General features: G+C 34.5%; 14 protein-coding genes. 12 read left to right on the plus strand and 2 right to left on the minus strand.

What is annotated here, in order from left to right; translation table 11 throughout:
- Positions 1–97: 97 nt before the first annotated feature.
- On the minus strand, positions 98–1198 hold the full coding sequence (locus V6624_RS13330; RefSeq protein WP_111283731.1) for a DNA alkylation repair protein: 1101 nt from the start codon (positions 1196–1198) through the stop codon (positions 98–100).
- Between the two features lie 205 nt (positions 1199–1403).
- On the opposite strand from V6624_RS13330, the gene nadC reads away from it, so the two are divergent.
- From nadC to priA, 5 genes are all read left to right on the plus strand, one after another.
- On the plus strand, positions 1404–2261 hold the full coding sequence (nadC, locus tag V6624_RS13335) for a carboxylating nicotinate-nucleotide diphosphorylase (RefSeq protein ID WP_111283733.1): 858 nt from the start codon (positions 1404–1406) through the stop codon (positions 2259–2261).
- 98 nt (positions 2262–2359) lie between these two features.
- Positions 2360–3283: a YihY/virulence factor BrkB family protein gene (locus V6624_RS13340; protein WP_111283735.1), complete on the plus strand. Its 924-nt coding sequence runs from the start codon at positions 2360–2362 to the stop codon at positions 3281–3283.
- A 1-nt stretch (position 3284) separates the two neighbouring features.
- Complete coding sequence (locus V6624_RS13345) at positions 3285–3713, plus strand: DUF2147 domain-containing protein (protein WP_111283737.1); 429 nt, start codon at positions 3285–3287, stop codon at positions 3711–3713.
- A 10-nt stretch (positions 3714–3723) separates the two neighbouring features.
- Positions 3724–4467 carry a subclass B1 metallo-beta-lactamase gene (gene bla-B1-FLAV / locus V6624_RS13350; RefSeq protein WP_111283739.1) on the plus strand — a complete coding sequence of 248 codons (744 nt, stop codon included), beginning with the start codon at positions 3724–3726 and terminating at the stop codon, positions 4465–4467.
- 27 nt (positions 4468–4494) lie between these two features.
- The gene (gene priA, locus V6624_RS13355; RefSeq protein WP_338838875.1) at positions 4495–6945 is read left to right on the plus strand and encodes a replication restart helicase PriA; all 2451 of its coding nucleotides are present in this window, start codon (positions 4495–4497) and stop codon (positions 6943–6945) included.
- Positions 6946–6949: 4 nt separating this feature from the next.
- Here priA and V6624_RS13360 read toward each other — a convergent pair whose 3' ends face one another.
- Positions 6950–7648, minus strand: a complete 699-nt coding sequence (locus V6624_RS13360) for a LytR/AlgR family response regulator transcription factor (RefSeq protein ID WP_008463025.1) — start codon at positions 7646–7648, stop codon at positions 6950–6952.
- A 178-nt stretch (positions 7649–7826) separates the two neighbouring features.
- Between V6624_RS13360 and rpsF the strand changes: the two genes are divergently transcribed.
- The 7 genes from rpsF to V6624_RS13395 all read left to right on the plus strand — a co-directional run bounded on the left by rpsF (position 7827) and on the right by V6624_RS13395 (position 23388).
- Positions 7827–8168 carry a 30S ribosomal protein S6 gene (gene rpsF, locus V6624_RS13365; RefSeq protein WP_007810575.1) on the plus strand — a complete coding sequence of 114 codons (342 nt, stop codon included), beginning with the start codon at positions 7827–7829 and terminating at the stop codon, positions 8166–8168.
- A 5-nt stretch (positions 8169–8173) separates the two neighbouring features.
- Entirely contained in the window at positions 8174–8470 is a 297-nt protein-coding gene (rpsR, locus tag V6624_RS13370; protein ID WP_002987043.1) for a 30S ribosomal protein S18, read from the plus strand.
- Positions 8471–8539: 69 nt separating this feature from the next.
- Positions 8540–8980, plus strand: coding sequence for a 50S ribosomal protein L9 (rplI, locus tag V6624_RS13375; RefSeq protein ID WP_035648232.1), 441 nt, complete (start codon positions 8540–8542; stop codon positions 8978–8980).
- 132 nt (positions 8981–9112) lie between these two features.
- Entirely contained in the window at positions 9113–9586 is a 474-nt protein-coding gene (locus V6624_RS13380) for a DUF6495 family protein (protein ID WP_111283743.1), read from the plus strand.
- A 1210-nt stretch (positions 9587–10796) separates the two neighbouring features.
- On the plus strand, positions 10797–20459 hold the full coding sequence (locus V6624_RS13385) for a gliding motility-associated C-terminal domain-containing protein (RefSeq protein ID WP_338838925.1): 9663 nt from the start codon (positions 10797–10799) through the stop codon (positions 20457–20459).
- Between the two features lie 47 nt (positions 20460–20506).
- Entirely contained in the window at positions 20507–21439 is a 933-nt protein-coding gene (locus tag V6624_RS13390; RefSeq protein WP_111290182.1) for a PorP/SprF family type IX secretion system membrane protein, read from the plus strand.
- Between the two features lie 11 nt (positions 21440–21450).
- Entirely contained in the window at positions 21451–23388 is a 1938-nt protein-coding gene (locus tag V6624_RS13395; protein WP_111290184.1) for an OmpA family protein, read from the plus strand.
- Positions 23389–23619: the final 231 nt, after the last annotated feature.

Raw genomic sequence — 23619 nt, forward strand, 5'->3', positions numbered from 1 at the left:
GGCGAAATAAATATGTCGCTCCGCTGGAGCTTTTTTTGTGGAATACGATAATATTAGCTATAAATATTCTGCTCCGCTGGAGCATTAAAATAGGACATTATTCAATTAGGTCGAAACTTAGGGAGTCACTCTCCGTTCCATTAATTATAATGGACAATTGATGAGTTCCCGCATGAAAAACACGTGTCGTAATCAATTTAAAAGACTGATTTCTTTCAATTTTTGTTAATTGATTCGGATGATAGATTTTTTCACTGATTTTGAAAACTTTTTTCGCCAAATGTCCTTTTGCTTTTTTATAATGAACAGCATATTCTAAACGAACTGTTTTTGGCTTTTCGTTTTTATTATTCAAGTGAAAATGAAACTGAAGATAATCTCCAATTTTCACAGTTGGCGTTTTGATTTCGAAAGACGAAAGTTCAATATCTGTACTTTCTAAACCATAATGGCTTAAAATGTCCGGATGTCCTTGTTTTAGTAAAGTTCTACATCCATGTTTAATAATTCCGTCCGTTTCTTTGCTGTGACCTTTCCATCTTGAAGCGATTTCAAGAACAATTTCAGGATTATCTTTTACAATATCATTCAAATTGTTGGCAACACTTCTGCGAACATATTCTGAAGGATCATTTTTTAGATTTTCTAAAATAGGAAGAATAGAAGAGGGATCTTTTTTCAGAAACGGAATTGCCATTGCCCAAGGCAATCTTGGCCTTGATCCTTCACTTGCCAATCTGCGAACATGATGATTTTCGTGTAAAGACCATTTGATCATTTCGTCAATCATTCTTTCTTTATATTTTAAAATGAAAGGACGAACAGCAAATTCGCAGCTTATAAATTGTGTGATCGAAACAAAGGCTTTTACAGATGTTTCAAAATCGTCTAAGCCGTAATTTTCAATATAATCGGCAAAGAAAATGAAAGCCAAATTGCCATCAGTAAAACTATTTTTCTTTAAGTTTTCGATGATTTTATCAATTAGAGAAACGGCTTCGGGAAAATTTTGAGGCATAAACTGATGTAAAACCACCGTTGTGTGCTTCATTCTTTCTTTCCATTCTTTTTGAGCAAAATCACCTTCGTAAATAGCTTCAATGAATTTCTTTTTGTTGAATGAAGGATTCACTTCGGCGACAGCCTGACCAAATTTTTCGTAAAAAGAAACCGAGTAAATATCTTTAATTAATCCCATAATTTTTGCTTGATTGAACCTCAAAGATATTTAATTGAACGCTTATTGAAAGATTAAGTTTTGTTAAGAATTGTAACTTTATTTTTCTGAGTGTCTTAATGGTTAAAAAAGAGATATTTAATGTTTTGTGTAATTTTTCATGTTGTCGGAACTTTCAAATCCATAAAATATATTCTAATTTAGCATTATTATTAAAAATAGAAAAATGATAAGCGAAGCTCAATTTCAAGCAGAATTACAACTTTTAATTACTAATGCTATTAGAGAAGATGTTGGACCAGGCGATTACAGTTCATTGGCTTGTATTCCAGATTCAGCTCACGGTCAGGCGAAATTATTGGTAAAAGATCAGGGAATAATTGCTGGTGTTGAACTTGCTAAATTGATATTTGAACACGTGGATCCAAAACTGAAAGTGAAAACTTTTATTGAAGACGGAACTCATGTAGAATATGGAGAAGTTGTTTTTGAAGTTTCAGGAAGTTCACAATCTATTTTAAAGGCCGAAAGAGTTGTTTTGAACACTATGCAGCGTATGTCTGCAATTGCAACAAAAACAAGCTTTTTAATGAAGCTTATGGAAGGAACAAATGCAAAAATTTTAGACACACGTAAAACAACGCCAAATTTTAGAGTTGCAGAAAAATGGGCTGTAAAAATTGGAGGAGGCGAGAACCATCGTTATGCTTTGTATGATATGATTATGTTAAAAGACAATCATATTGATTTTGCAGGAGGAATTACGCGCGCTATTGCAAAAACAAAAGAATATTTAATAGAAAATAATCTTGATTTGAAGATTATTGTTGAAGCTCGTAACTTAGACGAAATCAGGGAGATTTTGTTAAGCGATGGTGTTCATAGAATCTTGATAGACAATTTTAATTATGAAGACACTAAAACGGCTGTTGAATTAATTGGAACAAAATGCCAGACGGAATCTTCAGGTAATATTAGCGAAAAAACCATCCGCGAATATGCTTTATGCGGTGTAAATTATATTTCGTCAGGAGCTTTAACGCATTCGGTTCATAACATGGATTTGAGTTTGAAAGCCTTTTAAGGAAGTTATTAGTTTTGAGTTATAAGTATGAGTTTGATTTTAAAAGCTATTTGTTTTTATCTAAAAAATCATAACTCTAAAATCTAAAATCAAAAAATATGTCCCAAGAGATAGAAGCAAGGATTGAGAAAATACCTGTGGTGCGTTCTTTAGCCCGGCTTTTTAAAAGAATAAAATTGCCTTGGTTAGAGGGGTTTTCAATGTATGATTTGCTGGAAATGTACACTTTAGGAATTCTTGAAGGTGCTTTTTCATATCATGCCAGTGCGGTCTCTTTTAGCTTTTTTATGGCACTTTTTCCTTTTGCGCTATTTATCTTAAACTTAATCCCGTTTATTCCGATAGATAATTTTCAGGAAGATTTTCTGCAGTTTGTTCAGCAGAGTGTACCTCCAAATACTTTTGATGCTATTAGTAAAATTATCAGCGATATTTTAAATAATAGTCACTCTGGTTTATTATCATCAGGATTTTTGCTTTCTATTTTTTTAATGGCGAACGGAATTAATGGGATCTTGAGTGGTTTTGAATCTTCTAAACATGTTTTTGATAAACGTGGTTTTTTCAGGCAATATCTAGTTGCATTGGCAATTTCTATGGTAATGACAGTTATTCTGTTTGTGACAGTAGCGACAATTGTCGTTTTTGAGGTCTTTATTCAAAAAACAATCATTCAAGATGTGTTAAGCGATCGAATTCCATTGATCATTTTGGGTCGATATTTGTTTGTTGTTTTAATGATTTTGATAACATCTTCAATATTATTGCGTTATGGTACAAAACAGTACAATAAAGTACCTTTTATAAGTATTGGTTCTGTTTTTACAACGATCTTAATTGTTATATCTTCGTTCTTTTTTGGGATTTGGGTTATAAAATTTTCAAAATATAATGAACTTTATGGCTCAATTGGGACATTATTAATTCTAATGTTTTACATTTGGATAAACTGTATGATTCTGCTTTTAGGGTTCGAATTGAACGCTTCAATCAGAAAATTAAAACAAAAAAAAAATAAATAGTATGAAAAATTGGATGCTAACTATCGGAGTTTTTTTCTTTGCGCTGACCATGCAAAGCCAAAGTGTAATTGGAAAATGGAAAACAATTGATGATGAAACAGGAGAAGCTAAATCTATCGTAGAGATTTACGAGAAATCAGGAAAAATTTATGGTAAAGTAATAGACATTCTTCGTGATAGTCACAAAAAAGATCTTTGCGCAAAATGTGACGGAGCCGAAAAAAACAAACCAATTTTAGGAATGGTAATTATGAATGGTCTTAAAAAAGATGGTTCAGAATATAATGGAGGAACGATTTTAGATCCAGGAAGCGGTAAAAAGTATAAATGCTATATTACTTTAGAATCTGCTGATAAATTAAAACTTCGTGGATATGTGGGAGTTTCTATAATGGGAAGAACGCAATATTGGACGAGAGTAAAAAACTAATTAAAATCTAATGCGAAAATTAGCTTCGATAATTTTATTCTTAGTTATAGTTTCAAACACCTTTGGACAATCTAAGAATTCGCCATTACAAATAAGTCATCTTACGGGTGACTTTTATGTTTATAGAACTTTTAACGATTATAAAGGAGTAAAGATTTCTGCCAATGCCATGTATCTGGTTACAGATAAAGGTGTTGTTCTTTTTGATGCGCCTTGGGATAAAACACAGTTTCAACCTTTATTAGATAGCATAAAAGCGAAACATAATAAAGATGTAATAATGGTTTTTGCAACGCATTCGCATGACGATCGTGCTGGCGGATTAGGTTTTTACAGAGATAAAGGAATTAAAACGTATTCGGGTAAATTAACAGATGAAATTCTTAAAAAGAAAAACGAAAAAAGAGCCGAATTTTTAATTTCGAATGATACTGTATTTACTGTTGGAAAATATAAATTTGAAGTCTTTTATCCAGGAAAAGGGCACGCGCCAGATAATATCGTTACGTGGTTCGGAAAAGAGAAAATTCTTTACGGAGGCTGTTTTGTGAAAAGTGCCGAAGCGAATGATCTTGGTTATTTAGGAGATGCTGATGTTAGCGAATGGAAAAAATCAATTGCAAAGGTTCAATTGAAATGTAAAAATCCAAAATATATTATTCCCGGACATGACGACTGGACTAATATTGAATCTTTAAATCATACTTTAAAATTAGTCGACGAATATTTGGCTAAATCAACTGGGAAGAAGTAATTTTTCCAAATCATATAAAGGAGTTACATGTTTTTTATCGAAGTTATTTTACCACTTTCCTTAGCAAAAACTTTTACATATAGTATTTCTGAGGCCGAATATCATTTCATTAAAAAAGGAATGCGAGTGGCGGTACCTTTTGGTAAAAGTAAAATATATACGGCGCTTGTTCTAGATGTTCATGAAAACGCTCCAACATTGTATGAAGCCAAAGAAATTCATCAGATTTTAGACGAAAAACCAATTGCAACCGAAATCCAAATTAAACATTGGCTTTGGGTTGCAAATTATTATATGTGTGGTATTGGAGATGTGTATCGTGGTGCGTTTCCAAGCGGATTATTGTTAGAAAGTGAAACTATTATTTCGCATAAACCTGATATTGTAGTAAATGACAGCGAACTTTCTGATGACGAGTTTTTGATTTACGAAGCTTTGCATCATCAGAGTTCTTTAAAAGTTCAGGAAATCTCTTCTATTTTAAATCGAAAAAACATACTTCCAATTCTTCAAAAATTAATAGCAAAAGATATTATATTTTTAGATGAAGAAATAAAAGAAAGCTACAAGCCAAAACTAGTTAGATATGTAAAATTACATTCAAAGTACGAGTCTGATAATGGTTTGCAGGAATTGCTAGAAGTATTGAAAAATGCTAATAAGCAAAAAGAAATTGTCCTGACTTATTTTCAGCTTAGTGCTTCGGAGAAAAAGCCTATTACGGTAAAAAAACTTACTGAAATTTCGAATGCGGGTTCAGCAGCGGTAAAATCATTAGTGGAGAAAGAGATTTTCGAAGAATATTATTTGCAACATGATCGTATTACATTTAATGGAGAAAAATCAGAAAAAGAACTCCAATTAAGTGAAGCGCAAGAAAATGCTTTTACAGCAATTAAAGATAGTTTTTCTGAGAAAGAAGTTTGTCTGTTACATGGCGTAACTTCCAGCGGAAAAACAGAAATATACATCAAATTAATTGAAGAATATTTGCATACAGGTAGACAAGTTTTGTATTTGCTTCCTGAAATTGCACTTACAACTCAGTTGGTAACTCGTTTGCGTCTTCATTTTGGAGATAAAGTGGCAGTTTTTCATTCAAAATACAGTAATAATGAAAGAGTTGAGGTTTGGAGACAGACGCTTGAAAATTCGCCAAAAGCACAAATTATAATAGGAGCAAGATCGGCCTTGTTTTTACCTTTTAATGATTTAGGATTATTGATTGTTGACGAAGAGCACGAACAGACTTTTAAACAGACTGATCCAGCGCCAAGATATCATGCTCGAGACGCTGCAATTGTTTTGGCTAATTTTCATAAGGCTAAAGTATTGTTAGGTTCAGCAACACCTAGTATTGAAACTTATTTTAATACGCAGAATAATAAATATGGATTGGTAACTCTTTCTGAACGTTATAAAAATGTTCGTTTGCCAGAAGTGTTTTTGGTCGATTTGAAAGACAAGCATTTCAGGAAAAGAATGACGGGGCATTTTAGCGATCTTTTAATCGAAGAAATTGCCGAAGCTTTATCTTTAGGGGAGCAAGTAATTTTGTTTCAAAATAGAAGAGGATATTCGCCTATAATAGAATGTCTGACTTGCGGACATGTTCCGCATTGCCAGCAGTGCGATGTTAGTTTGACTTTTCATAAACATAAAAATCAGCTTCGTTGTCATTATTGTGGATATTCTATAGCAAAACCTACAAATTGTCATAGTTGTTCGAGTATAGATTTAACGACAAAAGGTTTTGGAACAGAGCAAATAGAGCAGGAGTTGGCAACACTTTTTCCTAAAGCTAAAACAGCGAGAATGGATCAAGATACGACTCGCGGTAAATTTGGTTTTGAAAAGATAATCGATAGGTTTAAAAATCGTGAAATCGACATTTTGGTTGGTACGCAAATGCTTGCCAAAGGTTTGGATTTTGATAATGTTAGTTTGGTCGGAATTATGAATGCTGATAATATGCTTCATCATCCTGATTTTAGAGCTTTTGAACGTAGTTTTCAAATGATGACACAAGTTGCGGGAAGAGCGGGAAGATCAGAAAAACAAGGGAAAGTTGTTATTCAAACTTACAATCCAAACCATAATACCATTCAGCAGGTTACAGATCATAATTATATAGGTATGTATAAGGAACAACTATATGATAGACAAATCTATAGATATCCGCCTTATTTTAGAATTATAAAACTGACCTTAAAGCATAAAGATTTTGATAAATTAAAAGAAGGATCTATGTGGTTATATCAGGTTTTAAGTCAAAATCTGGGAATGCCTGTTTTGGGGCCAGAAGAACCTGCAATAAGCAGAATACGAAATGAATACATTAGAACTATTTTAATTAAGATTCCGCAAAATTTGCATTTGGGGAATACAAAAAAAACTATTCAGAAAATGCTGAATAGTTTTGAAGCTGTTGCTCAATATAGAGCTATAAAAGTTGTGATTAATGTAGATTTTTACTAGAGCTTTAAGAAGAAGTAGAAAGTGCTTTTACAAGATCTTCTTTTTTATTACGGCTCAAAGGTATTTTAGTAATTCCTATTTCAGCAAATTTGCTGTTAAAACGCTCAACTTTATCTATATTAATAATGTATGATTTGTGAACGCGAATAAATTTGTCTTTTGATAAATCATTTTCAAAAGATTTCATAGTAGAGAGAACCAGATTACTATCGTCTTCTGTAACTACTCTTACGTAATCTCCAAAAGCTTCAATCCATTTGATTTTTGAAGTGAATATTTTAAGTTTTTTAAGATTACTTTTTATGAAAATATGTTCGCCTTCTTCTTCTTTGATATCTTTTTTAAGCAGATGCATGTCAATTGCTCTTTTTACAGAGGCATTGAAACGGTCAACCGCGATTGGTTTCTGAAGGTAATCTGTTGCATCATAATCAAACGCTTTTAAAGCATATTCAGCTTTAGAAGTGATGAAAATAATTTGCGGTTTTGATTTTAATCCGTCCAGAAAGTCAAAGCCATTTATTACTGGCATTTCAATATCAAGAAAAATTAAATCGATATTATTCAAAGAGATACAGCTTTTTGCCTCAATTGCATTCGAAAAATCTCCAATTAAATGCAAGCCTGGATGGTTATTCACCAGTTTGGCAATAATTGTCCTTTGTATAGAACTATCATCTACAACAACACAGTTTAGTTTCATAACATTCAAATTTAGAATAAATTCAGGATAGCAGTAGTAAATGTATTGCTTTTTATAGAAAAAAACTAAAGTGAACGTATATTTTTTGCATTATGACGAATAAAAGGAAAAAAATGTTGGATATTTAAATTTAATGATTACTTTTGCACCCAATTTTAACAAATAAATTTTATTATTTATGAATCATTATGAAACTGTTTTCATTTTAAATCCCGTTTTATCTGAGGTTCAGGTGAAGGAAACAGTAACGAAATTTGAAGAATTTCTTACTAGTAGAGGAGCTGAAATGGTATCGAAAGAGGATTGGGGGCTTAAAAAAATGGCTTACGAAATCCAAAACAAAAAAAGTGGTTTTTATCACTTATTCGAATTCAAAGTAGCTGGAGAAGTTCTAATTGCTTTTGAAACTGAATTCAGACGTGATGAAAGAGTTATGCGTTTCTTAACTGTAAGTTTAGATAAACATGCTATTTCATGGGCAGAAAGAAGAAGAGCAAAATTAAAATCTACTAAAGCGTAATTATTATGTCTACAATTGAGCAATCTGCAAAAGGAAAAAAAGACGGAGATATCAGATATTTAACGCCTTTAAACATTGAAACTAACAAAACTAAAAAGTATTGCCGTTTCAAAAAATCAGGAATCAAATATATCGATTATAAAGATGCTGATTTCTTATTGAAATTCGTTAACGAGCAAGGAAAAATTCTTCCACGTCGTTTAACTGGAACTTCATTAAAATACCAAAGAAAAGTTTCTGTAGCTGTAAAAAGAGCTCGTCACTTAGCTTTAATGCCATACGTGGCCGATTTATTAAAATAGTATAAAAAAAATCTAGTCGCTGGTTTCTGTTGAATCAGAACCTAACTTCTAAAATATAAGGACAACAACATGGAAATTATTTTAAAACAAGACGTACAAAACCTAGGGTTTAAAGATGATGTAGTATCTGTAAAACCTGGTTACGGTCGTAACTTTTTAATTCCTCAAGGTTTTGCTACTTTAGCAACTCCTTCTGCTAAAAAAGTTTTAGCTGAAAACCTAAAACAAAGAGCACACAAAGAAGCTAAAGTTGTTGCTGATGCTAAAGCATTAGCTGAAACTTTAAAAGCTCTTGAAATTAAACTTACTGCAAAAGCTGGTGGAGAGAAACTTTTTGGTTCTATCACTAACATCGATATCGCTGAAGCTTTAGAGAAATCTGGTAATGCTATCGATAGAAAATTCATCACTAGCGGTGTTGTAAAACGTTTAGGTAAATACAATGCTACTGTTCGTTTACACAGAGATGTAATCGTTGAATTAGCTTACGAAATTGTTGCTGAAAAGTAATAGTTTTTAAATCTATACAAAAATCCCGATGTAAATCGGGATTTTTTTGTTTAAGACAAGATGAATATTAATAATTGGACTTATGGCTGGTGGCTTAGAGCTTACAGCGTAAAGCATAAAGCCTAAAAAGAAATGAAATACGCAAGATTAACAAAAGAACAGTTTGATGAACTTCATGCTGAATTTGCAAGTTTTTTGGCAACACAAGCAATCGATAGAAAAGAGTGGGAAGAACTAAAAATTAACAAACCAGAAGTTGCAGAACAGGAACTAGATGTTTTTTCAGATTTAATTTGGGAAGGTGTACTAGGAAGAGCAGAATATTTAGAACATTTTTCTAAAAATCATATTTTCTTATTTCAGTGTTTTGATACTGATATAAAATCTATTGTTTTAAAATCGCTTTCTCCAGAAACTGATTTTTTAACCAAAGAAGGACTTCAATGGTTAAGTGATAATATGTTTACGGAAAATATCGAAATGAAAGTTGGTAAAAAAGTATTTACTGATGAAAGAAATTCTTCGATTTTTGAACTGATTAAACAAGGTGCTTTTTTAAGCGATGGACAGTTATTTAGCCAAATTAATTCAATAATCGAGTCATAATTCGATTTTCATAATTTTAAAAAGGCAAACATTTAGTTTTAAATGTTTACCTTTTTTTTTGCTTTTTAACTTTTGTTTAATTTTTTTATGCTTTTAAAGCAGGTATTTCTACGTATTTATTTTTAATTCTTCAAAGTTTTACAATACGAGAGCGACTTGTGTAGTTCGTCGATCATTATGGTATTGATTACGGATAAATTTTGGTTACAAAAAGTTACATTTGTAGGTTTTTACTTTGTTTTTTGGTTTTTAACATATTTTCGTCGATTTTTTGTTTAAGAAAAGAATAACATAACAATTCTGTTAAAGTGGTTGATTTTTCTGATGTTTTTAAACAGTTAAAATTTCCTGATTTGACATTTAAGATAAAATTATAAGAAATTTATGCTTGTTTTCTGTTTTTGTTTTTTCTAATTTTAGAATACCAAAAGTTAAACAAAGTTTCTCCACGGAAACTTTTTTCAAAACATGACCAACAGAAGAAAATTAAACTCTTAAAAAAAGAGTTTTTTTAATCTTAACATTGTTAAGATTAAAATTGAAAATTATATAATAACTTAATAAGTCTGTGTATGGAGTTGACAATTACTTTCTTTATCAAGTTTACTTTAGTTGTTCATTTTATTTTAGCTTTATTTAGCCTTGTGCTAAGCTTATTTCGTTTCAACGATGAATTTAATCGTTACGAGATATCTAAATTTAGCTCTTTACCCAAAACTTTGCATTTTAATTTGCTGTCTTTCAAATTTCCCTTTCGGAGGGTTATTTATGAGAAAGCAAATTTTCCATTGATATAACAATTCAATCTTAGCTTTTTTTGACTGAGTAATTTAAAGAATGATTAATCAGCTTTCTTTAAAATATTGAATTTCATTATATAAAGAGAATCCCAATTCTACCCTCAAACTAAAATTTTCATTTATGAAAATTAGGCCTGCAACAAATCACTCCTCGAGGAAAATTGACTACAATCATTTTTCCTTACAAAAAGCGAGACATCTTTTATCTCTTCGAGATAGATTGTGTTCTCTGGTATATTTTGATATACCGAATTCAACATAATTTTTTTATAAAACATAGTTTAAAGGCTTATCGTTAAGTTTTTAAATTTTGTTTTAACTATTTGATTTTTAATTGATTGTTTAATTGCGTAGGTGCTTGCACTTACTGCGAGAGGTGTTTTATTGTCCATTTTCTAATCTTCCAAATTATGAAAAAGAATTTTACTTTTTGTAATCTCAAACTTCAAAAGAGATTATTAGGACTTTTAACTTTATTTTTTATATGCACTAATGCATTGTCCCAAACTATTTGTAGACCCGTGTCTCAAACTAACAGTCAGGGCGGATTATTGTGTGTAGGATTAAATGTTGACAGTCCTGCCAATGCTTATGACAGCGCTGGTTTAACGACTTACGCAACTTTAACGAACGCCGTTGGAGTTGGATGTTTTGTCGAAGAGACATTAACCTTAAATCAAACGGCTCGAGCCGGTGACCAAATTGCCATTTATTTTGGCACGGGTAACGGTTTGCTAGATTTAAGTTTATTATCTAATGCTTCGCTTCAAGCTAAAAACTCTGGAGCGAATGTAGGTTCTAGTGTGAGCTTAAACAGTCCGCTTTTGAATTTAAATTTGTTAAATGGTAATACTGTTGCAGTTGCAAAATTTAACGTGACAGGTGACACTAATCAAATACAAATTCAGGTAGGAGGACTTGTAAGTCTATTAGTGAGTTTAAGAATTTATGATGTTAGACTAGAATTTGCACAGCCTACAGTAGCAGGAGGTTTAACACAAACCGTTTGTGCTGGATCTCTTACGACTCTAACTGCTACACCAGCTGCAGGGACAAGTCTTGCATGGTATAGTTCAGCTTCTTCTACAACAGCTTTAGCAGTTGGTAATACTTATACTACTCCTGCTTTAACTGCAAATACAACCTATTATATAGGAATAACTAGAGTTGCAGGTTGCGAAGGAAATGTTCGCGTACCTGTTGTTTTGAATGTTTCTAATCCAGTTGCACCAGCAATTAGTAATGTAGGAACTACAGTTTGTTCGACAGGTGCAACACAACAGACAACTTTATCGGTTGTAAATGCTGTGCCAGGAACAACTTATACTTGGTATTCTGCTGGAGGTACAGTTTTGTCAACAGGAACCAGTTATTCACCAACAGTGCCTTTGGGATCTACTCAATTTTCTGTAGAAGCTTCTATTGGAAGTTGTATTAGTCCTACTCGAACACCAGTTACAGTTGTTTCTACAGCAGTTCCTGCAACACCTACAGTTTTAACCCAGAGTGTTACTATTCAGTCAGGTCAAAATGCGACTTTGACAGCAACAACTTCAGAACCTGGAGTGCAATTAAACTGGTATGAAACTGCTACAGGCGGAACAGCGGTAGCAACAAATACTTCTTCATTTACAACACCGATTTTAACAGCTACAAAAACTTATTATGTTGAAGCACAAAGTCCGAATGGAAATTGTGTGAGTGCAGCGAGAGTGCCTGTATTGGTAACAGTTCAGCCAGCTTCTTTGGTTGGGTGTTTGGAAGCAGGAAGCCAGCAGATAGTTCAAAATGGTTTATGTTTATTGTGTAGTTCCACAAATCCGAATAATTCTGTTGATGGAAATACAGCAACAGCAACAAGACTTACTGTTCCGGTTGGTTTAATAAACGGTTATATTCAACAAACCTTACAATTCAGTAATCCAGGTAAAGCTGGTGATATCGTAGATGTCGAAATGGAATTGCCTGGCGGTTTAGCTGATGTTCAATTATTAAGTGCAGTTAGTTTAGCAACTTATAATGGAGCAACTTATAATAATGATAGAATTGCAATTAATAATCCGCTTATCACTTTACAATTATTAAGCGGGAATAGATTTAGAGCAAGTGTTACAGCTGGAGCAAATTTTGATCGTGTTGAAATTCGATTAGGAGGTTTGGCAACAGTATTAACAAGTGTAGATATTTATCAAGCAACTTATAGATATAAAGTACCAGCTATTTCTGGTAATACTACAATTTGTAGCGGACAAACAACAACTCTAACAGCAGCACTTGCAGTTGGAGAAACTGTTAATTGGTATGATGCGGTTACAGGTGGAACGTTATTATCTTCTACTGCTGCATTTACAACACCTACTTTAACAGCGCCTGCCACTTATTATATTGAAGTGACTAGAAATGGTTGTGTAAATAGTGAAAGAACTCCAGTTCAGGTATTAATCACTAATCCTGTTTTGCCTACAATTAATTCATTACCAACAACAATTTGTAGCGGACAAACTGCTACTTTAACTGTTCAGGCTCCAGTTGCAGGTACAACCTACAATTGGTATGATGCTGCGACAGGAGGTAATTTAGTATTTACAGGCACTTCATTTATAACACCTGCCTTAACAGTAAATACAGATTATTTTGTAGAAGCGGCAATTGGAGATTGTACGACACCAACTCGTACTCCAGTAAATTTAATTGTTAGTCCGATACCAGCAACGCCAACTTTTGTATCATCTAATGTAATTATTCAATCTGGTCAAAGCGCTACATTGGCAGTTGCAAACCCAGTTGCAGGAGTAAGATACAATTGGTATAATGCTGCATCAGGCGGAACACTTTTAGCAACTAACGTTTCATCATATACTACTCCTGCATTATCAGCTAATCAAACTTATTATGTAGAAGCTACAAATATTGCGACTGATTGTGCTAATTCTGCTAGAGGAGCTGTTACTGTAACTGTGATTGCTGCTGCAAGTACTTGTCTACAGGCTTCAAGTCAAATAACATCTACAGATGGAGTATTATGTGCTTTATGTACTGTGACCAATCCAAATGACTCTGTTGACGGTGATATTACTACATATGGACAATTAACGGTGCCAATTGGTGTAGGAGGATATATTCAGCAGCAATTAATTTTTGCTAATCCAGGCCAAATAGGAGATGTTATCGATGTTGATTTGGAAGTTCCAGGAGGACTTTTAGACATAAGTTTATTATCTAATATTACGCTAGCAACTTATAATGGAGCAACTTATAATAATGATAGAACTGCAATCAATAATAATTTATTGACTATTCAATTATTATCTGGAAATAAATTTAAAGCTAGTATTACTGCGACTGCACCATTTGATCGTGTTGAAGTAAGATTAGGAGGAACAGCAACTTTATTAAGCAATGTGTACATCTATCAAGCAGCGTATAGATTTCCAAATGCTACAATTACGGGGGCTGCAACACCAATTTGTGCGGGACAAACAGCTTCTTTAACAGCTTCATCAACAGGAAGCGAAACTTTTACATGGTACGATTCTCCGACAGGAGGAAATATTGTAACAGTAAACCCAACAGCATCTTTAACTGCTTCAACTACTTATTATTTACAAGGAACAAGAGTTGGTTGTGAGAACAGTTTGCGTCAAGCGGTTACGGTTACAGTTTTACCAATTCCAACAGCAGCTGATATTGTAATTACAACTCCAGTTGAAGCTACTTGTGCAGGAGAGGCAGTTTTGACGCCATCTTCTCCAATAGCAGGAGTTCAATTTAAATATTATACGGATCAAGCTAAAACTACTGAAATTGTAGATGGAAGTGTAATTGGCGGAGTAACCTTTGCAAAAGATGCAGGTACAGGTGCTCTTTCATTAACAGGATTAAGTACTGCTGGAACTCCTTACAATTATTATATTTCAGCGGTTAACGGAGGTACTTGCGAAAATGTAAACGGAACATTAAAACAAGTAACAGTTAATTTCCCTTCAACAACTGTATTGACTGTAAATTCTACATTGATAGGTTGTGGAAGTGCCAATCTAAGAAATGCAATTACTAATTTTGATTCATCAGGAAGTACTACTTATACTTTTTATGATCCTTTAAATAATGTAATAACCGCTGATGCAGCTGCTAATATTACTACAGGAGGTGTTTATTCTATAGAAGCACAAAGTAATACTGCTACTTGTCCATCTGTTAGACAATCTGTAACGGTAACAATTAACGCTTTGCCAAGTTTGGTAGTAACAAATCCTCAAGAATCTGTAAATATTGGAAGCAATGTTACATTAAGTGCGGTTTCTACAGGAACAATTACATGGTTTGGACCTCAAGGAAATCCAATTGCTGGCCCTCCTTTTACAACAGGAGTATTAAATACACCGGGAGTTTACACTTATACAGCTGTTGCTAGCGATGGAACTTGTACTACTACAGCAACAAAAGTAATTAACGTTATAGATCTTAGCAATTGTCAATCATTGGCAGAAAGAGTATATGCAACAGCTCAAACTTCTGGTTCAATAATTACTGGAACTGTTTCTGATGGTGCAAATGCTGTTGATGGAAATCCACAGACGTATTCAACTATTACTACAGGTCTAGGTCTTTTAGGAGTGGGTACAACTTGGCAAGATTTAACTTGGCCAGCACCTATAGCTAAAGGAACTCCAGTAACCGTTAAATTAGGTTCTGAATATAGTTTGCTAGCAGTAGGACAAAACCTTTCAGTGATCGGAACAATTGGTGGGGTTGATATTGGATCAATGCAGTCAGTATCTGGTTCGTTACTAAACTTAATTTCAGGAGATAATACCTATGAGTTTACTTTTGTTCCTTCAGATGCATCTGGACCACAAGATTATGATGGAATTAGAATTCAGTCTGCCTCAGTTTTAAGTCTTGCTCAAAACACAAAAGTATTTGATGCACATTATAACAGACAGGTTTCTGCTGTAACATGTACTCCAGGAGATATTCAAGATATTTTTTATGGTGCAACAGATTTAGGCCTTCCAATTGGAGCTGTAACAGCAGCAGTTGGTGTAAGCGATGCTTGGAATATTGCAGATAATGATATAACTACGTTTGCAACTATGTATAGCGGAGTAGGTGCTTTAGCAGCAGCTGATCTAACAGTACAATTTAAAACTCCTTCTGTTCTTAGTGATACTTTAAGAATTGTGGTTTCTAAACCAGGAACACTTTTAAACGTTAATCTATTAACTGGATTTACTATTCAGCGCTATTTAGGAAATGTTGCTGTGGGTGCTCCAATTCAAAACACAAGTACTTTGTTAAGTATAAAATTATTGCCAGGAAATTCTTTGGCAATGGTATTGGTATCTTCACCAACAGAAATTTATGATAGAGTAAGAATACGTTTAGGAGGTGTTGTTGGAGTATTAGATTTTTTAAGAGTTCATACAGTAGAAAGAACTGCTAATACAACCATTATTGGAGCAGATCCTCAAAATAAAATTACGGTCTGTCCAGGATCCGATATTGCCCTCCAAATTCCTGAAGAAGCTTGTTCTACTTACATTTGGTATGACGCAGAAACGGGAGGGAATGTTGTTGGTAATGGACCTACTTTTACCGTACCAGCTACTCTAGCAGCGGGAATTTATAAATATTATGTTCAGCCAGTACGATATGGCTGTGAAACTTTTGCAAGAGGAGAAGTAACTGTTGAAGTAAAAGCTTCTGCTCCAGTAAATGCTTTAACAGATATTACTTTAAATGGAGGAACAGCGACTTCAGTTTGTTCAGTTTCTGGTACAGTTACTTTACAAACTAGTTTAAGTGGAACACCTGTTTTAACAAACCCAGTTTATTCTTGGTATAGTTTTAATGGAACAACTAGCCAAATAATTCCAGGAGAGACAACTGCTCAATTAGTGGTTAATAATTTGACACCCGGAACTTATACTTATTATGTTGGAGTAACTTCAGATGAATTTTGTGAAACTGCAGCTGCAGATCGAAAACAAATTACATTTACGATTTTACCTCCTTCAACTGTAAATGATATTTTAATTGATGATATAACGGTTTGTCATAGTTTACCTGCATCATTAACACCAACTGCACCAACATTAACAAGCCCTGTATTTACGTGGTATTTAGATACTGCCAAAACACAGCCAATTACAAATGGTGCAACTATAAGCGGAATAACTTATTCAATAGATGCTGCGGGTGTATTAACAGCAGTTGGGCTGACAAAAGCAGTAAGCCCGATAACTTATTATGTTGCGGTTTCAAGTACTAATACTTGCGAAAATCTTGCAGGAACATTACAAGATGCCGTTATTATGATTAGTGATCCAAATACACCGACAACGACAGATAATACTCAAGATTTTTGTTTATCTACTGCTTCTACTGTTGCTAATATTCAAGTGAATGAAAGCAATGTTATTTGGTATGATGCGCCAACAGGAGGAAATGTAATCGCCTCAACAACGGCTTTAGTAAGCAGAATCTATTATGGAGCTGCAACAGATGCAGTTACAGGCTGTGAAAGTTCAGTGAGACTGGCAGTTACTGTGACAGTTACAGATCCTGCAACACCAACTACTACAGACACAACACAGGATTTCTGTCTGGTAAATGCACCGACATTTGCAAGCATTCAGACAAATGAAACAAATGTTGTATGGTATAACGCTTCAACAGGCGGAATAGCAATTCCAGCAGTAACGGCCTTAACAAGCGGCACATATTATGCAGCATTAGCTGATGCGACTACAGGCTGTGAAAGTTCAGTGAGACTTGCAGTTACCGTTACCGTTACAGATCCTGCAACACCAACTACTACAGATACAACACAGGATTTCTGTCTTGTAAATGCACCTACATTTGCTAGCATTCAGACAAACGAAACAAATGTAGTGTGGTATAATGCTTTAACTGGCGGAACAGCAATTCCAGCAGCGACAGCCTTAACAAGCGGCACCTATTATGCAGCTTTGTTAGATGCAACTACAGGCTGTGAAAGCTCAATTAGATTGGCTGTAACGATCAGCGTAACTGACCCAGGAACGCCTACAGCTACAGACACAACACAGGATTTCTGTCTGGTAAATGCACCTACATTTGCTAGCATTCAGACAAACGAAACAAATGTAGTGTGGTATAATGCTTTAACTGGCGGAACAGCAATTCCAGCAGCGACAGCTTTAACAAGCGGCACGTATTACGCAGCTTTAGCTGATGCAGCTACAGGATGTGAAAGCGCAGTAAGATTGGCTGTAGCAATTACAGTTACAGATCCTGCAACACCGACTACTACAGATACTACACAGGATTTCTGTCTGGTAAATGCACCAACATTTGCGAGCATTCAGACAAACGAAACAAATGTTGTATGGTATAATGCTTCAACTGGCGGAACAGCAATTCCAGCAGCAACTGCTTTAACTAGCGGCACTTATTATGCAGCATTAGCTGATGCGGCTACAGGCTGTGAAAGCTCAGTGAGGCTTGCAGTTACCGTTACCGTTACAGATCCTGCTACACCGACTACTACAGACACAACACAGGGTTTCTGTCTTGTAAATGCACCGACATTTGCGAGCATTCAGACAAATGAAGCAAATGTTATATGGTACAGCGCTTCAACAGGCGGAATAGCAATTCCAGCAGCAACAGCATTAACAAGCGGCACCTATTATGCAGTATTAGCTGATGCGACTACAGGCTGTGAAAGTTCAGTTAGATTGGCTGTAACGATCAGCGTAACTGACCCAGGAACGCCTACGACTACAGACACAACACAGGATTTCTGTCTGGTAAACGCACCGACATTTGCGAGCATTCAGACAAACGAAACCAATGTAGTGTGGTATAATGCTTCAACAGGTGGAACAGCGATTCCAGTAACGACAGCATTAACAAGCGGCACATATTACGCAGCTTTAGCGGATGCAGCTACAGGATGTGAAAGCGCAGTAAGATTGGCTGTAGCAATTACAGTTACAGATCCTGTAACACCAACTACTACAGATACAACACAGGATTTCTGTCTTGTAAATGCACCGACATTTGCGAGCATTCAGACAAATGAAACCAATGTGGTATGGTATAGCGCTTCAACTGGTGGAACAGCGATTCCAGCAGCAACGGCATTAACAAGCGGAACTTATTATGCAGCATTAGCTGATGCAGCTACAGGCTGTGAAAGCTCAGTTAGATTGGCAGTAACAATCAGTGTGACTGATCCAGCTACACCAACGACTAATGATGCAACACAAACTTTCTGTTCAGGAACAAATCCAACAGTTGCTAATATTCAAGTAAATGAAAGCAATGTAGTTTGGTACACAGCGCAAACAGGCGGAACAGCTTTAGCTTCTACAACTGCTTTGACAACTGGAACAACTTATTTTGGAGCTATAAAAGATCCAGCAACAGGATGCGAAAGCAGTACAAGATTACAAGTAGCGGTTACAGTTGGAAATACAATAAATCCAACTACTAACAATGCCTCTCAAAGTTTCTGTTCAACAAGTGCACCAACACTTGCAAGTATTCAGGTGAATGAAAGCAATGTAACATGGTTTGCATCTGCTACAGGCGGAACAGCAATTCCATCTGGAACACCATTAACTTCTGGAATTTATTTCGGAAACATTGTTGATGCTGCTACTGGATGTGAAAGTTCAACTCGATTACAAGTTACTGTTACAGTAGTTGATCCAAGTGCGACACCAACTACTAACGATACAACTCAAGACTTCTGTACATTAAATTCACCAACAGTTGCCGACATTCAAGTAAATGAAGCAAATGTTGTGTGGTATAGTACAGCTACAGGAGGAACGGCGCTTCCTGCAACAACAGCTCTTGCAACAGGAGTATATTATGGAGCAGTTTCTAGCGCAGTTGGTTGCGAAAATCCAGCTAGATTGGCAGTAACGGTAAGTGTTAATTCACCAGGTGTAATTACAACGCCAAGAACAAATCAGACATTCTGTTTATCAGCTTTACCAACTTTAGCTAATATTTTAGTAAACGAAGCAAATGTAGTTTTCTATACTAGTGCTACAGGAGGAACACCATTAGCTGCAAATACTCCACTTACTGCAACAACTTATTATGCAGCTGCTTTGAGTAATACAACAAATGGTTGTAATAACGGACCAAGATTAGGAATTACAATTGCATTTGAAGATGATGCAGCAGTTCAACTTACAACCACAGATGATACTCCATGTGTCTTCAAAGGAGTAACCTATTCAATTGCAAACGGAAAATCTGATTATGTATGGACAATTACTGGAGGAACAATCGTTTCTGGAGGTACATCAAATGATGGTTCTGTAACAGTTTCTTGGTCAGACATTGGTCCTGGAACAGTAACAGTTGCTTATACTAACAATTGTAACGAAAGAACAGTTAAAACTTTAAATGTTACTATAGCAAGTTGTTCAGATATAACAATTACTAATACTGTTGATAATCCAACGCCTAATTTTGGTGACCAAGTAACATTTACAGTAACAGTAAACAATGTGGGCGAGGGTGATTTCATAAATACGATTGTTAGTGATTTGCTTCCTAGTGGTTTACAATTAGTAAGTTCATCTGCATCGACAGGAACATTCGATCCAGCAACTCAGATTTGGACAATACCAGCACTAAACGCAGGGCAAAGTGTAACATTGACAATTGTTGCAGAAGTATTGCCAAGCGGTAATTACACAAGTGTTGCAACGGTTGAAATCTCAACACCGTTAGATGTTGATGCTTCAAATAACTCAGCTTCGGTTACAATAGAACCAATTTGTTTGACTGTTTACAATGAGTTTACACCAAATAATGATGGTAAAAATGATTTGTTCAGAATTGACTGTATCGAATCTTATCCAAACAACGAGTTGAAAGTATTTAACAGATATGGAGCGTTAGTGTATAGTAAAGCACATTATGAAAATGATTGGAACGGAACAGCAAATGTTTCCGGAGTTGTTAATAGAGGAGATATGTTGCCAACAGGTACTTATTTTTATGTGATAACCATTGGAGATGGAACGGTTAAAAAAGGCTGGTTGTCTATTATGAGATAATCCACTTCTATTAATCATCTAATTAATTAAACTAAATAAGTATCGTTATGAAACTATATATAAAATCATTAGAAACGTATTTCATTTTAATATGTTCTTTTATCACGGTTTGCGCCACAGCGCAGCAAGATCCCGAATATACACAGTATATGTATAATACTATGGCGGTAAATCCAGCTTATGCTGGATCTACCGGAACCATAGAAGCAGCACTTTTATATCGTTCTCAATGGGTCGGAATTTCCGGAGCACCAGAAACACAGTCCTTTTCAATTCATTCTCCTTTACGAAATGAAAAATTAGGTCTAGGTTTAAGTATTGTAAATGATAAAATTGGCCCTTCTAATGAACTATATCTTGATGGAAATTTCTCTTATTCAATACCTCTTGGGTATGAAAAAAGACTTGCTTTTGGTTTGAAAGCAGGTACGAGAATGTTAAACGTCGATTGGTCTAAAGGAAGATATTACGATGATGACGATGTTTTGTTAAATCAGAACATCAACAATCAGATGAAACTAGCAGTTGGAGCAGGGGTTTATTATTATACCAATAAATGGTATTTAGGATTCTCAATTCCAAGTTTTATTCAGAATGATTACTATGACGATGTTAGAGAATCTGTAGATTATGATCGTCTGCACTACTATTTAATGGGAGGTTATGTTTTTGATTTAAATCCAAATTTGAAATTTAAACCTGCATTTTTAGTAAAAGCGGTAAGCGGAGCACCACTTACAGCAGACGTGTCAGCAAATTTCATGATTCAGGAAAAGTTTGTCATAGGAGGAGCGTATCGAACAGATGATTCTGTGAGTATACTAGCAGGTTTTCAAATATCACCAAGTTTTTATCTTGGATATGCCTTTGATTACACTGTAAGCCAATTGAACAAATACAACGATGGTTCACACGAAATCATCTTGCGTTATCAATTTGTGAAAAACCAAAGCAAAATTAAATCTCCTCGATTCTTCTAAAAATAAAACTTATGAGAAAACTATATATCCTATGTTTAATTTTGAGCGTTACGTTTAGTTTCGCTCAAAAAACCAATTTGAAGAAAGCTGATGCTTTGTTTAAAAACTATTCTTATTTGGATGCTTCTAAAGCTTATGAAGAATGTTTGCAAAACATAAAAAATCCATCGGCACAGACTTTGAAAAACGCAGCAGATTCATACTATTTTATTTCTGATTCTAGAAATGCGCTTAAATGGTATAGAAAATTGTATGAAGTTCAAGGAAACAATCTTACTGATATTTACTATCTGCGTTACATTCAATCTATGAAAGCAGTTATGGATTATGATGAAGCAGATAAAATCACGAAGGAATATCTAGATAAAAAAGGAGATAAAGTAGAAGCTAATCGTTATGTTGCCCAAAAGAAATATATGGATAGCGTAGCAAAAGCAAAACCTCTTTATACCATTAAAAATTTAGATATCAATACCAGTAAATCAGATTTTGGAGCTACGTTTTTTAATGATAACATAGTGTTTACTTCGGCTCGTGATACAACCAAGTTCAGTGAGAAATTATATACTTGGAATAATCAGCCTTTTCTAAATCTTTATTTTGCAGAAAGAAATCCAGCAGATGGAAGTTTATTCAACGAAACTGTATTTCTTCCAAATGTAATGACCAAATATCATGAAGCAACTGCAAGTTTTGATAGCCAAGGAAAAACAATTTATTATTCAACCAATATTGTAAAGAAAAACAAATTGGTTATTGATGACGCAAAAGTCAATAATTTTCAAATAATTAAAGGATCAATCGTCAATAATAAGTTAGAGAATCCGCAGAAAGTATTTTTTGACAGTGATGATTATTCTGTAGGTCATCCAGCATTAAGCGAAGATGGACAATGGCTTTTCTTTGCTTCAGATATGCCAGGCGGATATGGAGAAACAGATTTGTATGTCGTAAAAATTGCTGCCGACGGTACGATGAGTTCACCTCAAAATTTAGGACCAAGTATTAATACTATTGGTAACGAAGTGTTTCCATTTTATCAAAACGGAGTCTTATACTTTTCATCTGATGGGCATTACGGCTGGGGAGATTTAGATGTTTATGAAAGTAAATTTTTGGCAGACGGAAGTTTTACTACGCCAAAAAATCTTGGTGCGCCAATCAACAGTAACAAAGATGATTTTTCTTTTATAATTGATAAAACAGATTCTTACGGTTATTTTTCCTCAAATAGAGCGGAAGGAAAAGGAGATGATGACATTTACTCTTTTGAAAAAGGAAAACCAGTTTGCAATCAAAGTATTTCTGGAATAGCTGTAGATCGTAAAACGAAAGCACCATTATCTGATGTTACTATAATGGCTTACAACTCTTTTAGTGAAGTCTTGGGCGAAACCAAAACCAATTTTGATGGGAAATATGCTATTGAAGTCCCTTGCAACAAAATCGTTAAAATGATTGCTGCAAAACCAAATTACAGCAGTGATGATAAAACGGTAGAAACAACGAAGGAAAATGGTGGCGAAATCACAAATGTAAACTTCGAATTAAGCAATTACGACGACTTAGTTGTAAAGAAGCAAGGTGTTGAAAAAGTTGACGTAAATCCAATTTATTTCGATTATGACAAATACGACATTACACCAAAAGCTGTAGAAGAGTTGACAAAAGTTGTGTTCATTATGCAGAAATTTCCAAACATCAGAATCAAGATTGAATCTCACACTGATTCACGCGGAAAAGATGCTTATAACTTAAAACTTTCAGACAATAGAGCAAAATCAACAAGAGATTATATCCTTTCGCAAGGCATAGAAGCTTCTCGAATTGAAAGCGCAATTGGCTACGGTGAAACGCGACTAATTAACAAATGTAAAAATGGTGTGAAATGCACCGAAGAAGAGCATTTATTAAATAGACGTTCAGACTTTATCATTATTCAAAAATAGTTCTATATTTGCACTGTAAAATGTTGATTATCAGTGAAAAATATAAAACGTCAAAACCATTTGGAAGTTGGTTTTTTTAATTCTTTTTTAAGAATAATGGACAAGGAGAAAATCAGACTGCATGAACTTGCAGTCTGATTTTTGATTTTTTAAAACTTTCATTTTTTATGCATTTGAACAAAAATAAATTCTAATTTTGATAATAAGTTATTTATTACCATAATCTGCAAT

It is taken from the genome of Flavobacterium ginsenosidimutans, from assembly GCF_037478105.1.
Classification (GTDB): domain Bacteria; phylum Bacteroidota; class Bacteroidia; order Flavobacteriales; family Flavobacteriaceae; genus Flavobacterium; species Flavobacterium ginsenosidimutans.

Excerpts from the sequence above, each read along its gene's own strand:
- V6624_RS13330 (WP_111283731.1), bottom strand. The coding sequence starts at position 1,198 with ATGGGATTAATTAAAGATATTTACTCGGTTTCTTTTTACGAAAAATTT.
- nadC (WP_111283733.1), top strand. The coding sequence starts at position 1,404 with ATGATAAGCGAAGCTCAATTTCAAGCAGAATTACAACTTTTAATTACT.
- V6624_RS13340 (WP_111283735.1), top strand. The coding sequence starts at position 2,360 with ATGTCCCAAGAGATAGAAGCAAGGATTGAGAAAATACCTGTGGTGCGT.
- V6624_RS13345 (WP_111283737.1), top strand. The coding sequence starts at position 3,285 with ATGAAAAATTGGATGCTAACTATCGGAGTTTTTTTCTTTGCGCTGACC.
- bla-B1-FLAV (WP_111283739.1), top strand. The coding sequence starts at position 3,724 with ATGCGAAAATTAGCTTCGATAATTTTATTCTTAGTTATAGTTTCAAAC.
- priA (WP_338838875.1), top strand. The coding sequence starts at position 4,495 with ATGTTTTTTATCGAAGTTATTTTACCACTTTCCTTAGCAAAAACTTTT.
- V6624_RS13360 (WP_008463025.1), bottom strand. The coding sequence starts at position 7,648 with ATGAAACTAAACTGTGTTGTTGTAGATGATAGTTCTATACAAAGGACA.
- rpsF (WP_007810575.1), top strand. The coding sequence starts at position 7,827 with ATGAATCATTATGAAACTGTTTTCATTTTAAATCCCGTTTTATCTGAG.
- rpsR (WP_002987043.1), top strand. The coding sequence starts at position 8,174 with ATGTCTACAATTGAGCAATCTGCAAAAGGAAAAAAAGACGGAGATATC.
- rplI (WP_035648232.1), top strand. The coding sequence starts at position 8,540 with ATGGAAATTATTTTAAAACAAGACGTACAAAACCTAGGGTTTAAAGAT.
- V6624_RS13380 (WP_111283743.1), top strand. The coding sequence starts at position 9,113 with ATGAAATACGCAAGATTAACAAAAGAACAGTTTGATGAACTTCATGCT.
- V6624_RS13385 (WP_338838925.1), top strand. The coding sequence starts at position 10,797 with ATGAAAAAGAATTTTACTTTTTGTAATCTCAAACTTCAAAAGAGATTA.
- V6624_RS13390 (WP_111290182.1), top strand. The coding sequence starts at position 20,507 with ATGAAACTATATATAAAATCATTAGAAACGTATTTCATTTTAATATGT.
- V6624_RS13395 (WP_111290184.1), top strand. The coding sequence starts at position 21,451 with ATGAGAAAACTATATATCCTATGTTTAATTTTGAGCGTTACGTTTAGT.